Origin of the sequence: Rhodoligotrophos appendicifer, assembly GCF_007474605.1 — a bacterium.
Taxonomy (GTDB): Bacteria; Pseudomonadota; Alphaproteobacteria; order Rhizobiales; family Im1; genus Rhodoligotrophos; species Rhodoligotrophos appendicifer.
The window spans coordinates 307,991-324,843 of sequence record NZ_VHKL01000001.1 but is presented as its reverse complement, the minus strand read 5'-3'; the positions used below and the strand labels follow the sequence as shown (position 1 = coordinate 324,843).

Here is a 16,853-nt window from a genome sequence, read left to right as displayed (position 1 = left end):
TTGGGGGTTGTTACAAGACAGGGATGCGGGGCGCCGTTCGCACCGGGTCCGCATCCGGGGCCCTCGATCGGATCGAGCACGCCTGCGACGGCAGCCGTCAGGGCACGATCTTCAGCGTCGGCTGAGGTTTCGTGGCGTCTTCCAGCACTCCCGACACCGCTTCGGCGAGAACCCGCAGGCCGGCGACTATGTCTTCAGGCTTGCTGTCCTCCTCCGGCGCATGGCTTCGACCGTCAATGCTGGGGATGAACAGCATGCCGCTCGGCACCAGAGACGCGAGGCTCATAGCGTCGTGTCCGGCACCGCTCGCCATCGTGCGGGCGCTGATCTGGAGGCGCTGCGCCGCACGGGCGAGCTGTTCGATCATGGACGGCGACATAGCAGCCGGCGACTCGCGGCCCGCCGGCTCGATCGTCACGGAAACGCCGGCATCGCGAGCGGCCTCCCGGGACAGAGTGGCGATCGCTTCCTCGATGCGGTCAATGACGGCGTCCGAGGCATTGCGATATTCGACAAGCAGCTCCGCCCGATCGGCGACCACGTTGAAGGCGCCAGGCTCGATCCTCGCCCCGCCAAGGTTGAACACGCTGCCCTCACCGCCTTCTCGCCGCATGAAGTTGCGGAATTCAGTCGCGAAGCCGTAAAGCGCCTGTGCGGCGTCGGCCCGCGCGTTCATGGGTGTGGTCCCGGCATGATCGGCGCGACCGTGGAAGGTCACCCGACACCGGCCGATGCCGACGATGTCGGTGACGATGCCGATGGTCGTGCCGTCCGCCTCCAGCACCGGTCCCTGCTCGATATGGATTTCGAGATAGCCGACATGGCGCTTGGGATCGATCCGCGCGATCTCCACGCCTTCCAGCCCAACCCGTTTCCGCTCCTCCCCCAGGATCCTGCCAGTGGGGTCGGTGGCCGTCGCCACATCCTCGAAGCGGATCGCGCCGGCGAAGAGACGGCTTCCGAGGAGTGAGGCGAGGGTTCCCTCCTCGTCGGCAAAGGAGACGATGGCGACACCCACCTCGCCAGGCTGCCCGGCCGCCATGAAGGCCCGCGCAATCTCCAGGGCACACATGACGCCGAGCGCTCCATCGAGCCAGCCGCCCATGGGAACCGTGTCCGTGTGAGAGCCCACCAGCAGGTGGCGATCCGCTCGCGGGGTATAACCGAAGACGTTGCCGATCCCGTCGATCGAGGTCACCAAGCCCGCCTCCGTCATCCGGTCGCGCAGCCACCGGCGCGTGGTCATGTCCTCGTCGCTCAGCGCCAAGCGACTGCCGCCTTTGCCGACATTACCAATCTTCGCCAGATCCTTAAGATCCTGCAGCAATCGGCTGCCATTCACCTCGAACGTCATGATGTTCCTTAGAGCCGGACAAGGGGTTGATGGGCGCAGCGGAATGAGCCGCCGACCCGGTAGATCGCCTCATAGGGGGTACGGATGACTTCGAAACCCCGGGCCTTCAGTTCTTCAGCGACCCGATCATGTGGCTCTTCGGAGGGCATCATCACCGTGTGCTCGTCCAGCACGAGATTGTTGCAGGCCAAATGCCGCTTTGCCGCCTCCTTGCCGACGACGATCCTGTCCCAGTTCGCCAGATGCGCGGGCAGACCCTCGGGAAAAGCGTCCATGCACACCACTACGAGACCTTCGCGCGGAGTCATGAGCACGCAGTCGAGATGCGGAAACAGCGGGTCGAGTGTGACCATTTCCACGTCATAATCCGGGCCGATGGCATGCTGCAGCCAACGGGCGCCTTCCGGATTGGAACAATTGCCTGAGTGACCGACCAGGATCTTGGACCCGAGGACGAAGATGTCGCCCCCTTCCAGATAGCCCCAGCCAGGACCGGCGGAGTCGTCATCGGCGCCGCCGTCCGGCTGCGCAAAATACCGGGCTCCTCGATCCATGGTGGAGGCCAGGATGTGGCGGACGGAGAAGCGCTGACGCCGGTGGAACAGCGAACGCGGCGCGAGCTCGATGACGTTGTTGCCGATTGTCACGAAGGGGTCGCGTAGCCACGGGGTCATACAGCCGTGGTTCTCCCCGCGCGGAAAGGCCATGTTGGCCTCGCTCAGACGCAACGGTTGGTGCACCTTGATCCCAAGGCCGCGAAGAATCGCAACAGCATCATCGAGTTGCTTTTTGAAGGCGGCAAAATAGTCCGGATCGGCCTCGGCGACGGCGCGGCCTTGATTAGCGATCCAGAAGCGCTCGAAATCTCCATAGGCGCGCGCTTTGGAGTCGGCCAGAAACTTTGGGATGACGAATTGTTCGGCCCAGCCATAGATGCATTCCTTAACCACGCCCCATTCGGTGCGCACTCCGATCTGCTGAACCTGCATCCACTTCTCCGTCATCGGCCGGCGCGTCGACGCAGCACGAGTGGCTGCGGTCGGACTGGAAGCAGAATTTCACCTCGGTCCCGACTGTTGAATATGCAGATTGCAAACTAACGTTCTCTGTTGTCAGAAGCGTTGAGCCGCTGGCAAGTACGTCGGTCCTCTAGGCATTGATCAATTGCGGGGCAACACGATGAGCCTTTCGCAAATCCTCGATGAATGCGGTCAGGACACGCAGATCGGCAAGTCCCTTGCGAACCGCGAATTCAAAGCTGGAGTGAAAGGCGAATTCTTTTTCGAGAAGCGGCTTCAACTCGCCTTTTTCGATCCAGGCCCTGGCGAAATGACAAGGGAGAAAGCCGATGAAGGTGCCGGACCGGATCAAAAAGAGCGTGGCTTCCATGTCATAGGCCGTAGCCGCGACCTTCAGCCCTGTCATCGACGTCACCTGACGATGGATCATATAGCCGCGGGCGACGAAATCCGCCTCCTTCACGTCCTCGGTCGTCACCTCGGACGCCGGCAGGTCGAAAAGGCGGTGGCGACGGCCGCAGTAGAGTATGTGTTTCTCCCTGAACAAATGCTCGTAATGCAGACCGGGCACGTGGTGGTAGAAGGCGGAGATGCCCAGATGCAGCCTTCCCTCGAGCAGCCGTTTCTCTATGGTGGCCGGCTCAGCCACATGCATCGTGATGTGGACGGAATTGTCCCGCTCGGTAAAAAGCCTGATCGCGTCGTGGAGGTGGCAGTCCTGGTTCGTCGTCGTCGTATCGACCACCCCCACATGTAATTCACCCACAAGGGTCCCGCGCAGCTCGCCAATATCCGTGCGAATACCATCGATCGCCTCCTCGAGGCGCAGGGCTGCTGTGTAGATGCGTTGACCCTTGTCGGTGAGTTTGAAGCCGATGCGGCCTCGATCACAGAGGCGTATCCCTAGCCGGGATTCCAATGTCGCCATCTGGGTGCTGATCGTTGAAGCGCTGACGTTCAGCTCCGCCTGAGCACCAGAAAAGCCACCATTCTCCACGACCTTCACGAAGAGGCGGAGAAGTTTGATGTCCGAGGGCGCCAGTTGCGGGACACGAGTCAGCGGCATCGGCTTACTTTCGACAAAAGCGAAATGAATCCTGATCGTTTAATGTTTAGCCTAAGCGAAAGGCGAAGCAAACTGCTCCCTGCAATAACGAGAGCCGATTGAGGTGGTTTGTCCGGCTCAATGCGAGAGCAGGTGGTTCCGTCAGGAGGCCTAAGCGGGCAGGAAAGACTGGTCTGCAGCGAGGCTGCCCCTAACGAGGGCTCGCGCGGCCTCGATGTCGGGAGCAAAGTAACGATCATCGAGCCATGTCGGAACCGCCTGTCGCAGTTCCGCGACGAACGCCTCCAGCGCTGAACTGGACCGCAGAGGGCGCCGGAGGTCCAGGCCCTGAGCCGCCGACAAGAACTCGATGGCCAGGATCGAGGCGGCATTGTCGGCCATGGGGATCAGGCGGCGGGCGGCATGGGTGGCCATGCTGACATAATCTTCTTGGTTGGCGGCTGTGGGGAGGCTGTCGATGCTGTTTGGATGAGCCAGGGATTTGTTCTCGCTGGCCAGTGCCGCGGCCGTTACCTGCGCGACCATGAAGCCGGAATTCAGTCCTCCAGCCTCGACGAGAAACGCGGGCAGGCCACTCATCTTCTCATCCACCAGGAAGGCGGTGCGCCTTTCGGACATTGACCCGATCTCTGCCAATGCAAGAGCCAGAATATCCGCGACGAGACCGATCGGCTGGGCATGGAAATTGCCTCCATAAAGGATATCGCCGCTCTCAGGGTCGAATAATGGGTTGTCCGATACGGCGTTCAACTCCCGTGCAAGAATCGTCCTGGCATGCAGCACCTGATCCAAAACCGCCCCCATGACCTGGGGTTGACAGCGGAGGCAATAGGGATCTTGGACCCTGACGATGGGCCGGTTCGCCTGCAGCCCGCTTCCTTCAAGAGTCCGCCGCAGGTGGCTTGCAACGATCTTCTGACCATGCTGGCCCCGAAGGTCCTGCAGTCTCCGATCGAAGGCATGAACTGTGCCACTTCCCGCATCTACGCTCAGGGCGCCGATCGTCAGCGCCGCTGAGAACAAGTCTTCGATCAGGAACAGTCCCTCCACCGCCAGCGCAGTGGAGACCTGAGTTCCATTCACCAGCGCCAGGCCCTCCTTCGGCTGCAAGGCATAGGGCTGCAACCCCGCATCCGAAAGCGCCTGGGCGGCCGGCTTTCTCTTTCCGTCATGAAAGGCTTCGCCGGCGCCGATCAGGCAGGCGCCCACATGGGCCAGGGGCGCAAGATCGCCCGATGCACCCACGGAGCCCTTTTCAGGAATGATGGGAATGACGTTTCTGTTTAGAAGCGCGGCCAGCGCATCTGCCAGGTCAGGACTCACGCCGGACGCCCCACGTGCGAGCGTCGCCAGCTTCAGCAAGACAATCCGCCGGACGATCCCCGGCGCTAGAGGTTCGCCCACGCCGGCAGCATTGGAGAGGATCAGCCGGCGCTGCAGCTCAGCAAGGTCTCGGACCGGAATCGCTTGCTTCGACAGTGGGCCGAAACCGGTATTGACGCCATAGATCAGATCGCCGCTGTCCATCGCCCGCCGTAGGTGGCCATGAGATCTGACGATGTTCTCACGGGCGGAGGCGGAGATCGTGACCCGCACTGGTTCTCGGCTCACGCTCCTCAACATGGACAGTGTCAGTCCTCCGGGATCGATCGTCACCGGCACTGGGGCGGCCATGCTTTTTCCTATGGGTTGACTGTGACCAAAACCTTGCCCACAGCATTCCGGCTTTCGAGGAAAGCCTGTGCCTGGTGGATCTGGGAGAAAGGAAATTCTGCGGCTATTGGGATGGTGAGGGTTCCCGATGCGAGAGCGTCCATAACTCGGCGCACTCCCAGCCGCCATCGTCGTGAACCCGGAACCGCGTGCAGAAGTTCGAACCCCGCCAGCGAGGTCGACCGCTCGTAAACTTTCTTGCGAATGTCGAAATGCGGTTCGCCTGCTGCCTCGCCGATATTGATCACCCGACCATAAGGGCGCAGCGCATCGAAACTGCGCGGCAGGATTTCGCCGCCCAGTGAATCGATCACCAGGTCGACGCCCTTTCCGGCGGTCTCTGCCATGGCCGCCTCGACGAAATCTTCCTCGTCTCGCGCGACAACTCGGCATGCTCCGAAATCTATGGCAGCCTGCGCTTTGGCGCGGGACCCAACAGTTCCGATGATTTTGGCGCCGGCCGCCGATGCGAGTTGCGTCAATGCCAATCCGACGCCCCCGCCGATCGCATGAATCAGGATCGTTTCTCCCCGGCGCAAGCGGTAGGCACTGTAGAGGAGATGATAGGCGGTCAGTGCAATCACCGGAAAGGCAGCGGCCAGTCGTGCATCCAGATCCGGCGGCAAGGGCAGCACATATTTCTCCGGCACGGCAACCATCTCCGCGAAGCCGCCCAGCATGGCCTTGCCGGTGATGGCGCTCACCGGCTGGCCCTGGCGCAGCGAGGTGACCCCGCGGCCCAGTGACCGCACCACTCCGTTCACCTCTCCGCCAAGGATCGAGGGATAGGGAATGGGATCTGGGTAGACGCCCTGGCGCTTCTGAATGTCGCCCCAATTGCATGCGGCGCGCACGACGTCGATCAGCACCTCGCCCGGGCCGGCCTCCGGTGCCTGCACCTCACGGATTTGGATGCTGTCCAGTCCGCCAGGAGCTTCGACGACTGCAGCCTTCATCTCAGTGGCTCTCGCGGTGGTAGTGCTTGCCGACCGCTTGGGGTGAGACGTTGCGTCCGGCAACCAGAACCAAGGCAATGATCGACACGACATAGGGAAGCGTCGAAAAGATCTGATAAGGCACTTCCGGATTTTGAAACTGCAGCCGGAGCTGAAAGGCGTCGAAGATTCCGAACAGCAGACACGCGAGCAGAGCGCCCACCGGGTTCCAGCGCCCCAGGATCACCGCGGCCAGGGCGATAAAGCCTTTCCCAGCGCTCATATGCTCGGAGAAGACGAAGACCTGGGACAGAACGAGATAGACCCCGCCCATGGCAGCGAGCGCGCCGCTGACCAGGACACACCCATATCGCAGGGAGACCACCGGCACGCCCGCGGTGTCACAGGCTCGTGGATTATGACCCACTGCGCGGATGCTCAGCCCGAGGGGCGTCCGGTAGATCAGGACATAAAGGATCGGCACCAGCAGATACATCGCATAGACGAGAAGGTCCTGGTTGAACAGGACCGGACCAATCACCGGAATGCCGGACAGGATCGGGATGGCGATGGGCCGGAAGCCCGGCAGCAATTGTGTGTTGGCACTCGCCCCAATGGCGATGCGTGCCAAGAACGCCGTGATTCCCAGAGCGAACAGATTGATCGCTACTCCCGCCACGATCTGGTTCACGCCCAGAGAAATTGACATGGTCGCCATCGGCAGCGCCAGGAGCAGGCCCAGCGCCATGCCGACGAGAACGCCGATGAAAGGTGATCCCGTGTGAAATGTCCCCAGTGCGGCGCCGAACGCACCCATCAGGATGAAGCCTTCCAGACCCACATTGAAGACTCCCGACCGCTCGGAGAGGACACCGGCGAGAGCCGCGAAGATGAGGGGCATAGACAGGCGCAACGCTGAGGAAAGGAACTGCACAACTGAGATGATGTCAGGGAAGAGATCCAGCATGACTCAGGCCTCCTTCCTGATGCCCTGAAGGGCTGCGTTCATGTCGCGGCGACGCTGCAGAGTCCGTGCCCAGCCGCTCCGCTGGAAGCTGAATGCCAAGCCCGTGGCCACGAAGATCACGACCAGCCCCTTGATGGCCTCGACCACGGTGACGGGTACCCCCACCGCCCGCTGCATCATATTCGCGCCACTCTCCAAGCCCGCCATGAAGGTCGCAGCGACGATCGTGCCCACGGCATTTGTGCCCGCGAGGAACGCGATGACAATGCCATCATACCCGTAGCCGGCGCTGAACAGGTGGAACAACCGATGCTTGAGCCCCATCACCTCGAAGGTTCCGGCCAGCCCGGCGAGGCCGCCACCGACAAGCATGGACGCCATGATATGCCGGCGGACCGACATGCCCGCATAGCGAGCCGCATGGGGGTTCTCCCCGACGGTCTGGAGAGAATAACCGATCGAGGTGTACCGCATGGTCAACGACAGGATGATTGCAGCCGCCACGGCGACAATGACCCCCACATGGGCATCTGTGCTGGGCATCACATAAGGAAGCCACAGATCCTCCCGGATCTCGGCTGAGTAGGGATAAGGTGCGTTTTCTGCCATCAACGGCCCCGACACGGCATAGCTCACGATGTTGATGGCGACGTAATTCAGGAGCAGAGTCACGATGACCTCGTTGAGGTCGCGGTAGGCCTTCAGCAGCGCGGGGATCGCCGCCCACAGGGCACCCCCTACCATGCCACCCGCTGCACAGAGCAGGATACCGATCACGCTGTTCAGCTCGGGTCCATAGAGGGCGACGAGCGTCGCGAACAGCCCACCCATGTAGATCTGCCCTTCCGCACCGATGTTGAAGAGGCCCACACGCAGCGGCAAGGCTACCGCCAGCCCGGCCAGGAGCAGGGGGCACAATTTCACCAAGGTGGCCGAAAATCCCCAGTAATCCAGGAAGGCGCCGCTGAACAATTCCTTATATGCGGTGAGCGGATCATGGCCGGTCACCAGAATCAGACCTGCGCCGAAAGCGAGGGCGATCAGCACCGCCCAGACGCTCTTAAGGCGATAGGCCCAGCGGAGGAGTTCCAATGTCACGCTGCCGCCTCCGTGATTCCCGCCATCATCTTGCCGATGCGCTCGGACGTGACTTCATTCGGTTGAAGGATTCCCATGATCCGACCCTTGAACATCACCGCGATCCGGTCGCACACCGCCAGGATGTGCTCCAGCTCCGTCGAGATGTAGATGATCCCCACGCCCTTGTTGCGCTGCTCGATCAGCGTGTTCTGGACGAATTCGATGGCACCGACGTCCAGGCCTTTGCAGGGCTGGGCCACGACCAAAAGCTTGGGATTCGCGTCGATCTCACGAGCCAGAATTACCTTCTGCTGATTACCCCCGGAAAGGCGGCGGACATGCTGCTCGATGGAGCTCGTTCGAACACGAAACTTGTCGACGAGCCGCGCCGCATTGGCTCGGATTGCCGTCCGGTCGAGGACATAGCCGTGCTTGACGAATGGGCGCCGGTCGTAGGACCGCAGCATCAGGTTGGCCGCGACGCTTTGGTCCAATACCAGACCGGTCTTATGCCGATCCTCGGGGACGTAGCCGATCCGCAGTTTGTGCATCCTGTCGCGGACCGAATAGGGCGCGATGTTCTCGCCGTCGAGTTGCATCGAGCCCTCATGATAAGATCGAAGCCCGGCGATGGTTTCGGCAAGCTCCGCTTGTCCGTTGCCATCGACTCCGGCGAAGCCCAGGATCTCGCCGGCGCGCAGTTCGAAAGAGATGCCTGCAAGAGCTTCGTTCCCGCGATCTCCGTAGGCGTGAACATTCCGGACATCAAAAAGCACATGTCCCGCAGTGCCCTGGGGGCGCTCCAGATCAAAGATGACGTCGCGGCCGACCATCAGCCTCGCCAGTTCAGAGGCATTGGTGTCCTTCGTCTCAACCTCATCGGTGACCCGGCCGCCGCGCATAACGGTTACGCGGTCAGACAATTCCATCACTTCTTCCAGCTTGTGCGTGATGAACAGAATGGTCTTGCCCGCCTCCTTCAGCTTCCTCAGAACACCAAAAAAGGATCTTGCCTCTCCCGGCGTGAGCACGCTGGTGGGCTCGTCGAGGATCAGCAGATCTGCATCGCGATACAGCGATTTCAGGATCTCAACCCGTTGCTGCATGCCGATCGGCAGCCGTGAGACCGTTTGGCTGGGTTCGATCTCGAAACCAAAGCTGTCAGAAAGCGCGGCAAGACGCCTCTCGTGCGACTTCAGGTCGAGGCGGTGCCCTTGTCCTTCCAGGCCGAGAATGACGTTCTCCGTCACGGTCAGCGGATCCACCAACATGAAATGCTGGTGGACCATGCCGATGCCCAGCTCCAGTGCATGGCGGGGGCTGTCGATGCGAACCGGTTTGCCGTCGAGCAGGATTTCGCCGCTGTCCGGTTGCAACAAACCGTAGAGCATGTTCATCAGCGTTGTCTTGCCGGCGCCATTTTCGCCCAGGATCGCGTGCACGGTGCCCCGACGGACGTGGATGGTGACGTCGTCATTTGCCTTCAGCGCACCAAAGCTCTTGCTCAGCTTACTGACGACGAGATGGTCCAAGTCACGCGGCGCTGGGGCGGGACGTGGTTCGTTCATGACGCCTCCGATCATTGTCAGCGCGAAGGGGGAAGGCCGACTGCGGCCGTCCCCCAAGGCAACTTCAGATCTTCACCTCACCATTCTTCAGCTTTTGGATCAGGGCGTTTGTTTCTTCGACGATCTCTTTCGGAATCGCGGGGTTATAGGTTCCGAAGCGGCCGGCATCGGTGCCAATGTCGAACTTGTAGACCTTGCCCTCGGCCTTACCTTCCTTGGCGAGCCGGAGGAAGTCCACGATGGCGATGCGGAAATCCATCACGGCGGACTGGAGAACCGTATCTTTCCAGTTTTCATAAACATCCTGCCATACACCGAAGCCCCAAGCCTTCTTCTCCTGGCAGGCCTGCAATGCGCCGATCTGGGCGTTGTCGAGCAGAGGGAAGATAACGTCGATACCTTGATTCAGTTGGTTGAGGGCGGCTTCCTTCCCTTTGGCGATATCATCCCAGTCATTTGTATAAGCGACCGCGACTGGGGCGTCCGGCGTCACGCTATGGATGCCGGCGATATAACCATCCAAGAGGTCGGTCGCGACCTGAATCTTCTGCCCGGTGATGTAACCAAACTTGCCTGTCTTCGACATTTTGGCCGACAGGAAGCCGATGACATAGCCGAAATGCTTGAAGTCGAAGCTGATCGACGCGTAGTTCTTGCCAGATACGAAACCGTTGGTGACCACAAACATGGTATCGGGGAACCGTTGGGCGGCCCGCTCCACCGCATCGACGAATTCGCCGCCATGGCCGATGACGACATTGTAACCCCGCCGGGCGTAGTCCGAGAGAGCCTCAAGCTGATCGGGCTGCGGGACCTTCTCACTGTATGCGGTCTCGATCCCGAGTTTCTCCTTGGCATCGTTCATGGCCTCGAATCCAGTCTGATTCCAGGCTTGGTCGGTGATGTTGCCCGGCATCACGATCGCTGCTTTGAACTCCGCCGCTTGCAGAGCCTGCGGTGCCATGACGGCCAGGGCGCCGATTGCGGTGGACGCTAGAAAAGAACGCCTCGTCATCTTCATGTCGTATCCTCCCTTTTGCTCTTAGAACTGAAACTTCTGTTTCCGGCCTTTATGCTGTCTTGGCCGGTTCGAGATCGACTGGCTGGTGATAGAAGGGCACCTTGTCCACCCGGGGGACGTAGGTCCCGGCGCGCTCGGCGGAGAGCAGATGCTCGGCTATCTGTTCCAGGGTGGCGAACCACACGTCGCCACGCGCCTGGATATCGAAAAGCATCTTTTCGAGATGATGCCAGCGGCTGAGTCGCCCGGTCAGGAACGGGTGCCACACCGCGATCCAGAGGCCGCCATGTGCATGATGCGCTTCGAATTCGTCCATATAATTGCGGATGGCCTCGCTGGGCGAGCGCACCGGCATCATGTAGTCCAAGTCTGGGGTGTGAGCGTATTGGGGGTAATCGTCCATCCCCCAATGCGCGGGCAATTCGACGAGTCGGCCCTTCGGCGTCGAGATCAGGTAGGGCACGTCGTCGCCCATGAGAGAGGCGTCGTAAAGGAAGCCTTCCTCTGCCAGCAACTCACCGGAATACTGCGAGAAGGAATACATCGGCGCCCGCCAGCCAACAGGACGCCTGCCGCTCACCCGCTCCAGAATTTCCATGCTTCGCCGAAGCCTGTCCTGCTCCTCGTCCCGGCTGAGATCGTAGGAATTCTCGTGAATATAGCTGTGCAGGCCAACCTCATGACCGTCCGCGATCATCGCCTCCACTGCCTCGGGATACTGGCCAGCGCACCAGGCAGGCACGAAGAAGGTCTGCTGGATGCCCAACTTCCGGTAGGTTTCCAGAATGCGGGGCACGGCAACGGTCGGCCCATATCTGAGCATCGATGTGGTGGAGACGCGGCTCGGAGCCTTCTCCTTCGCATGGATGTGGACAAGGCTGTCGGCGTCCATGTCGAAGGTCACGGCGACGGCGCACCGCGCACCATTGGGCCACGGTAAAGGATTGCGGATCATTTGCCGGCTCCCGCCGCGTTGGTCTGGTTTGCGGTTCGCCATGCATCCTTCCGACCCGCGCGCTCGGCTGCGAGACAGCATAGGGCCTCGGCCACGAGACGTGCGGCCAGGACGCTGGTGGTGCCACTCGACGTGTCGAAATCCGGCGACACCTCGACGACGTCGAAGCCTACAAAGCCGTCCCGGCCAGCCACTCGAACCCCGCGGATGATTTCCCTCGAGGTGAGTCCACCGGGTTCGAGGCTGTTCGTACCGGGCGCAAAGGCGGGATCGATACTATCGATGTCAACGCTGATATAGAGCTTGGCTCCGCCTGCGGTCGCAACGGCTTTCGCCTTTTCTGTCACGGCCTCTATCCCCTCCTGCTCGATTTGTTCCATCGGGAAGACGGAAATCCCCATTTTCCTATACAAAGGCGTCCATTCGGGGAGATTGCGCGGGCCCCTCGCGCCGATGATCGCCACCCGCCTCGGGTCGAGTTGCTCGAGTTCGCAGATGCGGAGGATCGGGGATGCCCGGGTGAGGCGGTCTCCGTCCAAGGCTTCGCTGAGGTCGAGATGCGTATCGAAGACCAGTAGACCTATAGGTGCGCGATGCCAGGACGCGACCGCTTTTACCGCCGGATAGGTGATGCCATGATCGCCGCCGAGGCTGAAGGGGATGATGTCTTTGGCGAGTAATTGGCCAAGCCTGGCCTCGAAGCGCCGATAGCTCTCGACATTGTTGCCGGGCAGCACGTCGACATCGCCCACATCGACGATCTTCAGAAACTCGACGATGTCGATGTCCCAGTCGAAATTGTGTCGGCCGAAGAGCAGCGAGAACTTGCGAATCTCCTGCGGACCACGCCGGGTTGCGCCGCCGCGGAACGTCGCGATGCCGTCATAGGGCATTCCGATGATCGCCACATCCGCATCGACCGTCTCGATCTCCGGAGCATAATCGACAGCCATGAACGGGGGAACGTCGCCGTAAATCCGCGGCACGTCGCCTGGTCGGAGGGCCTCCCGCATCACGCTGCCTTTCAGGTCCATGATCCACTGAGCAGGCGCTGCTCAGTCGCGCCTCCCCATCACGTTCCCACTGGCAATGCTTGACTTAAATAAGAAACATTCGAACGTCACTTCGGGAATAGAGAAATAATCGACTGTCGCCGTTTTCTCGTCCGGCGGGCGCTCCACCACCGCGACTGTACTTGTGAGGCAGCAAAACATAACTTCGGAATTTTACTATTCTTTCCTCGCGAGGCGCGAGCAATCATCTTCTGCAAATCAGGTCCGGCCCAGGAGAATAGAATGACCGTCCGCATGACCGAATTGAGCTGGACTGACTATGACCGGAAAGTTCGAGACGAAAATCCAGTGGTCTTCGTGACAGTGGGTTCTCACGAGCAACATGGCCCGCATCTGCCCATGTGTTGCGATGAGGTCATTCCGACTGCTATCGCAGAGAAAGTTGCTGAGCGCATCGGCGCCCTCGTCGCTCCCTCCATCGTCTTCGGTTACAAGTCTCAGGTTCGCTCCGGTGGCGGGAACCACATTCCGGGAACGATTAGCCTGGACGCAGCCAATTTGATCGGCACGATCAAGGATGTGATCTGCGAACTGGCGCGACACGGCATCCGGCGCGTCGTTCTCATGGATGGCCATTACGAGAACACCATGATGATCGCCGAGGGCGTGGATCTCGCGCTCCGCGACTTGCGGCGCGACGGCATTACCGAGATCAAGATCATGCGCATAGGGTATTACGAGTTCACCAGCCCTGATGCGGAAAAGGCCGTCTGGCCCGACGGCTTCCCGACCTGGGCGCTGGAGCATGCCGGGGTCATGGAGACCTCGCTGATGATGCATCTCTACCCGGAGCTGGTTCATGCCGACCGGCTCCCGAGCCATCCGCCTGCAGATTTCCCACCCTATGACGTCTTCCCCATGACCTGGGAAAACTGGCCGAGCCTTCCCAAGGATGGCGCTCTGGTCGCCAGCACCACCGCCAGCGCCGCGAAAGGCAAGCTGCTGTTCGACGAGTATGTCCAGGGCATTGCCAAGGCCGTGACGGCGGAGTTCGGCTTGAAAGGGACAGCCCAAGGCGGCTGATGGCGGCCCGAAGCTCAATCCAAAGGCCGCCATCCGAGGGTTCGCGCGCCATACGAGCCTTGGCAGTTAATCACGGCAGTCGGTCTGGCACCTGCGGCATCCCAAACGCGCGGGAGGTTGGGCTTCCTCTTGGCGGTCTGCAGTGAACACGTGCCGAGGCTTTCCTTGATCGTGGTCCTGCTCAGGGAGACCACCAGGTGCTTCGGCACCCTGATCCTGTCACGATTGTGTGCAAGCTGCGAGTGCTAAGACGCTGAAATTCTCGTCTTCCAACGATGTCAGCGACTTGGAGGGTGGATGGTGGAGCCGAGGGGAATCGAACCCCTGACCTCTTGAATGCCATTCAAGCGCTCTCCCAACTGAGCTACGGCCCCATCGTCTGCGCCGGGTTCTCTGGTGGCGGCGGTGTGGGAACCGCCCCGGCGATGCAGCGCCGCCTACTTAGGCCGGCACCCTTTTTAGATCAAGCAATAGTTGGCGAGGATCAGGTTTCCTCGTCATCGTCGTTGACGCCGATGATTCCCGTCACATCAGAGCCTTCCTCGTCGTCGTCCTCAAGGAAGGTGTCGTCGTCCGGCTTTACGTCGTCGTCGCCGATCTCGACGTCCTCAATGGCGGGCACGTCCTCTTCATCATCGTCCTTGACGTCCTCTTCGATGTCCTCAAGGCTGACGAGCTCGACGTCCTCGAACTCCTCTTCGTCATCGACGACCTTGGGCTCGACCTTGGGAGCAGGCGCAACCGGCACCATCTGGTCCATCTTCGATGGCAACAATGATTCGGCCACGAAGGAATAGCTGCACTTCGGGCAGTGGATAGGGTCCTTCTCAAGATCATAGAAACGCGTCGAACAGTTGGGACACGTGCGTTTCGTTCCTAGTTCCGGTTTGACCACGGATCTGACCCTTGCATAAATCTGGATTTGCGCATCCCCATGCCATGCACCTCGGCGGCTGTCAAAAGCAAATGGCGGAAGATGACGAGGCGCACCCCATATGGTACGACGCGGCCCGTTGGCAAGCATATTGGATCGCATGACTATGTCGGAAGGCCCGAAAATTCCCCTGAGGGCGGCAAGATCGGCAAATCTCGCGGGACGAATTTCCGTTCCCGGCGACAAGTCGATATCGCACCGGTCGCTCATGTTGGGCGCATTGACTGTCGGCGAAACCATCATCGATGGGCTGCTGGAAGCGGGGGATGTTCTCGGAACTGCGGATGCGATGCGGGCGCTCGGCGCGCAGGTGGAGCGAAAGGGCCAAGGAAACTGGCATGTTCATGGCGTCGGCGTCGGCGGCTTCTCCTCGCCAACGGGGGGCATCGATTTCGGGAATTCCGGCACCGGCGTGCGACTGTGCATGGGCCTCATCGCGACGACCCCCATCGAGGCTAGGCTGACGGGAGATGGCTCTCTCTGCAAACGTCCCATGGGGCGCGTCATAGCGCCGCTTGAGCAGATGGGTGCCCGGTTTGCGGCGGCCGAGGGCGGGCGACTGCCTCTCACCGAGACCGGAGCGAAACGCGGCATCCCAATTATCTACAGCCTGCCGGTGGCATCCGCGCAGGTCAAATCGGCCGTTCTGCTGGCGGCACTGAACACGCCGGGAGTCACATCGGTGATCGAGCCGGTCAAGACGCGCGACCATACCGAGCGCATGCTCTCGGCTTTCGGCGCCAAGATCGACGTGCAGGACGAGGGCGTGGGCCGAAGGATCTCCATCGAGGGGTATCATGAGCTCACGCCGCAGCCGATTTCCGTCCCCGCGGATCCGAGCTCTGCTGCTTTTCCGTTGGTAGCGGCGCTGATCACCGAAGGTTCGGACATCGTTCTCGAGAACGTCATGCTCAACCCGACCCGGACAGGGCTGCTGCTGACCCTCCAGGAGATGGGCGGGGATATCATCGTTCTGAACGAGCGGGTCGCGGGCGGGGAGGCTGTCGGTGATCTCCGGGTCAGGTCGAGCCGGCTCACGGGCGTCACGGTGCCGGCGGACCGGGCGGCCTCGATGATCGATGAGTACCCCGTCCTGGCCGTTGCTGCGGCTTGTGCGGAGGGTCGTACGGAAATGCTGGGTCTCGACGAGCTCAAGGTGAAGGAGAGCGACCGGTTGGCAGCCATCGTCGCGGGGCTTGGCGTCAATGGGATCGCGCATGAGAGCGGAGAGAATTGGCTCGTCGTCGAGGGTGGCGTACCGCGGGGCGGCGGAACGGTGGAAACCCATATGGATCATCGGATCGCAATGGCGTTCCTGGTGCTGGGCCTCGTTTCGCGGGAGCCGGTGACGGTCGATGACGGACGGATGATCGCGACAAGCTTCCCGACGTTTGTTTCCCTGATGACGGGGCTGGGCGCCGATATCGGCGAGCTGGCGACGGCATGATCATCGCGGTGGACGGGCCTGCCGCCTCGGGAAAGGGTACGCTTGCCCGGCGCCTCGCGGCTCATTACGGCTTCGCCTATCTGGATACCGGCTCGCTCTATCGAGCAGTCGCCCTGCAGATGCGCCGCGGGGGTGCCGATCTGGGGGACGAAGCCGTCGCATCGGCGACGGCAGCGGCGATCGACGACAGCCTCTTGGAGGATCCGGAGCTTCGAACTGCTGCCACGGGGGAGGCAGCCTCGGTCGTGGCAGCGATGCCCGGCGTGCGCGAGGCCGTGCTCGATTTTCAGAGACGATTTGCTGCCCAGGAGCCGGGCGCGGTGCTGGATGGCCGCGATATCGGAACCGTGGTCTGTCCCGATGCGCGGGCAAAGCTGTTCGTGACCGCCTCGATCGAGGTGCGGGCGCACCGTCGCTATCTGGAGCTTGCCCGGAGTGGAGAGCCCATCAATGAAGAGACGGTGAAGGCCGCGCTCATGGAGCGTGACGCCCGCGACCGCGCGCGACCGATCGCTCCTCTGCGCCAGGCGGCGGACGCGGTCTTGCTCGATACCACGGAATTGGATATAGAGACGGCGTTCAGACAAGCCGTCGAGATCATCGACCGGCAAAGAGAATGACAAGGTGCGCGGGGGTAATTTGCCGGCGCGCCTTTTAGCTTGTCCAAGACCGCTTTGCTCCTGGCGTAAAGGGCATTC

At 61.3% G+C, this 16,853-nt stretch carries 16 protein-coding genes and 1 tRNA gene; 3 read left to right on the top strand and 14 right to left on the bottom strand.

Features of this window, described 5'->3' with window-relative positions; all coding sequences use genetic code 11:
• Positions 1–97: 97 nt before the first annotated feature.
• From FKM97_RS01505 to speB, 11 genes are all read right to left on the bottom strand, one after another.
• A complete protein-coding gene (locus FKM97_RS01505; RefSeq protein WP_143957369.1) occupies positions 98–1,354 on the bottom strand; it encodes a M20 family metallo-hydrolase in 1,257 nt (418 codons plus the stop codon).
• Positions 1,355–1,362: 8 nt separating this feature from the next.
• Complete coding sequence (locus FKM97_RS01500; RefSeq protein ID WP_170240682.1) at positions 1,363–2,343, bottom strand: dimethylarginine dimethylaminohydrolase family protein; 981 nt, start codon at positions 2,341–2,343, stop codon at positions 1,363–1,365.
• 160 nt (positions 2,344–2,503) lie between these two features.
• Positions 2,504–3,439, bottom strand: a complete 936-nt coding sequence (locus FKM97_RS01495) for a LysR family transcriptional regulator (RefSeq protein WP_143957367.1) — start codon at positions 3,437–3,439, stop codon at positions 2,504–2,506.
• A gap of 150 nt (positions 3,440–3,589) precedes the next feature.
• Positions 3,590–5,113 (bottom strand): histidine ammonia-lyase, encoded by a 1,524-nt coding sequence (gene hutH / locus FKM97_RS01490; RefSeq protein ID WP_143957366.1) that lies wholly within the window; start codon positions 5,111–5,113, stop codon positions 3,590–3,592.
• A gap of 8 nt (positions 5,114–5,121) precedes the next feature.
• Entirely contained in the window at positions 5,122–6,108 is a 987-nt protein-coding gene (locus FKM97_RS01485; protein ID WP_170240681.1) for a quinone oxidoreductase family protein, read from the bottom strand.
• A 1-nt stretch (position 6,109) separates the two neighbouring features.
• Positions 6,110–7,054: an ABC transporter permease gene (locus FKM97_RS01480; protein ID WP_143957364.1), complete on the bottom strand. Its 945-nt coding sequence runs from the start codon at positions 7,052–7,054 to the stop codon at positions 6,110–6,112.
• A gap of 3 nt (positions 7,055–7,057) precedes the next feature.
• Positions 7,058–8,152: an ABC transporter permease gene (locus FKM97_RS01475; RefSeq protein ID WP_143957363.1), complete on the bottom strand. Its 1,095-nt coding sequence runs from the start codon at positions 8,150–8,152 to the stop codon at positions 7,058–7,060.
• Positions 8,149–9,702: an ABC transporter ATP-binding protein gene (locus FKM97_RS01470; RefSeq protein WP_143957362.1), complete on the bottom strand. Its 1,554-nt coding sequence runs from the start codon at positions 9,700–9,702 to the stop codon at positions 8,149–8,151. The genes FKM97_RS01475 and FKM97_RS01470 overlap by 4 nt, the downstream gene beginning before the upstream one ends.
• 64 nt (positions 9,703–9,766) lie before the next feature.
• Complete coding sequence (locus FKM97_RS01465) at positions 9,767–10,723, bottom strand: BMP family protein (protein ID WP_143957361.1); 957 nt, start codon at positions 10,721–10,723, stop codon at positions 9,767–9,769.
• A 49-nt stretch (positions 10,724–10,772) separates the two neighbouring features.
• Positions 10,773–11,678: a polysaccharide deacetylase family protein gene (locus FKM97_RS01460; protein WP_143957360.1), complete on the bottom strand. Its 906-nt coding sequence runs from the start codon at positions 11,676–11,678 to the stop codon at positions 10,773–10,775.
• Positions 11,675–12,712 (bottom strand): agmatinase, encoded by a 1,038-nt coding sequence (speB, locus tag FKM97_RS01455; RefSeq protein ID WP_143957359.1) that lies wholly within the window; start codon positions 12,710–12,712, stop codon positions 11,675–11,677. The genes FKM97_RS01460 and speB overlap by 4 nt, the downstream gene beginning before the upstream one ends.
• A 261-nt stretch (positions 12,713–12,973) precedes the next feature.
• On the opposite strand from speB, the gene FKM97_RS01450 reads away from it, so the two are divergent.
• A complete protein-coding gene (locus FKM97_RS01450) occupies positions 12,974–13,774 on the top strand; it encodes a creatininase (protein WP_143957358.1) in 801 nt (266 codons plus the stop codon).
• A 14-nt stretch (positions 13,775–13,788) separates the two neighbouring features.
• Here FKM97_RS01450 and FKM97_RS27135 read toward each other — a convergent pair whose 3' ends face one another.
• The 3 genes from FKM97_RS27135 to FKM97_RS01440 form a co-directional block, all read right to left on the bottom strand.
• Positions 13,789–13,983 carry a hypothetical protein gene (locus FKM97_RS27135; protein ID WP_428977876.1) on the bottom strand — a complete coding sequence of 65 codons (195 nt, stop codon included), beginning with the start codon at positions 13,981–13,983 and terminating at the stop codon, positions 13,789–13,791.
• A gap of 89 nt (positions 13,984–14,072) precedes the next feature.
• Positions 14,073–14,148: transfer RNA gene (locus tag FKM97_RS01445), tRNA-Ala, on the bottom strand.
• Between the two features lie 110 nt (positions 14,149–14,258).
• Complete coding sequence (locus FKM97_RS01440; RefSeq protein ID WP_246104892.1) at positions 14,259–14,798, bottom strand: TIGR02300 family protein; 540 nt, start codon at positions 14,796–14,798, stop codon at positions 14,259–14,261.
• Between the two features lie 10 nt (positions 14,799–14,808).
• Between FKM97_RS01440 and aroA the strand changes: the two genes are divergently transcribed.
• Entirely contained in the window at positions 14,809–16,155 is a 1,347-nt protein-coding gene (gene aroA, locus FKM97_RS01435; RefSeq protein WP_143957356.1) for a 3-phosphoshikimate 1-carboxyvinyltransferase, read from the top strand.
• Complete coding sequence (gene cmk / locus FKM97_RS01430) at positions 16,152–16,775, top strand: (d)CMP kinase (RefSeq protein WP_143957355.1); 624 nt, start codon at positions 16,152–16,154, stop codon at positions 16,773–16,775. The genes aroA and cmk overlap by 4 nt, the downstream gene beginning before the upstream one ends.
• The last annotated feature ends 78 nt before the right edge of the window (positions 16,776–16,853 follow it).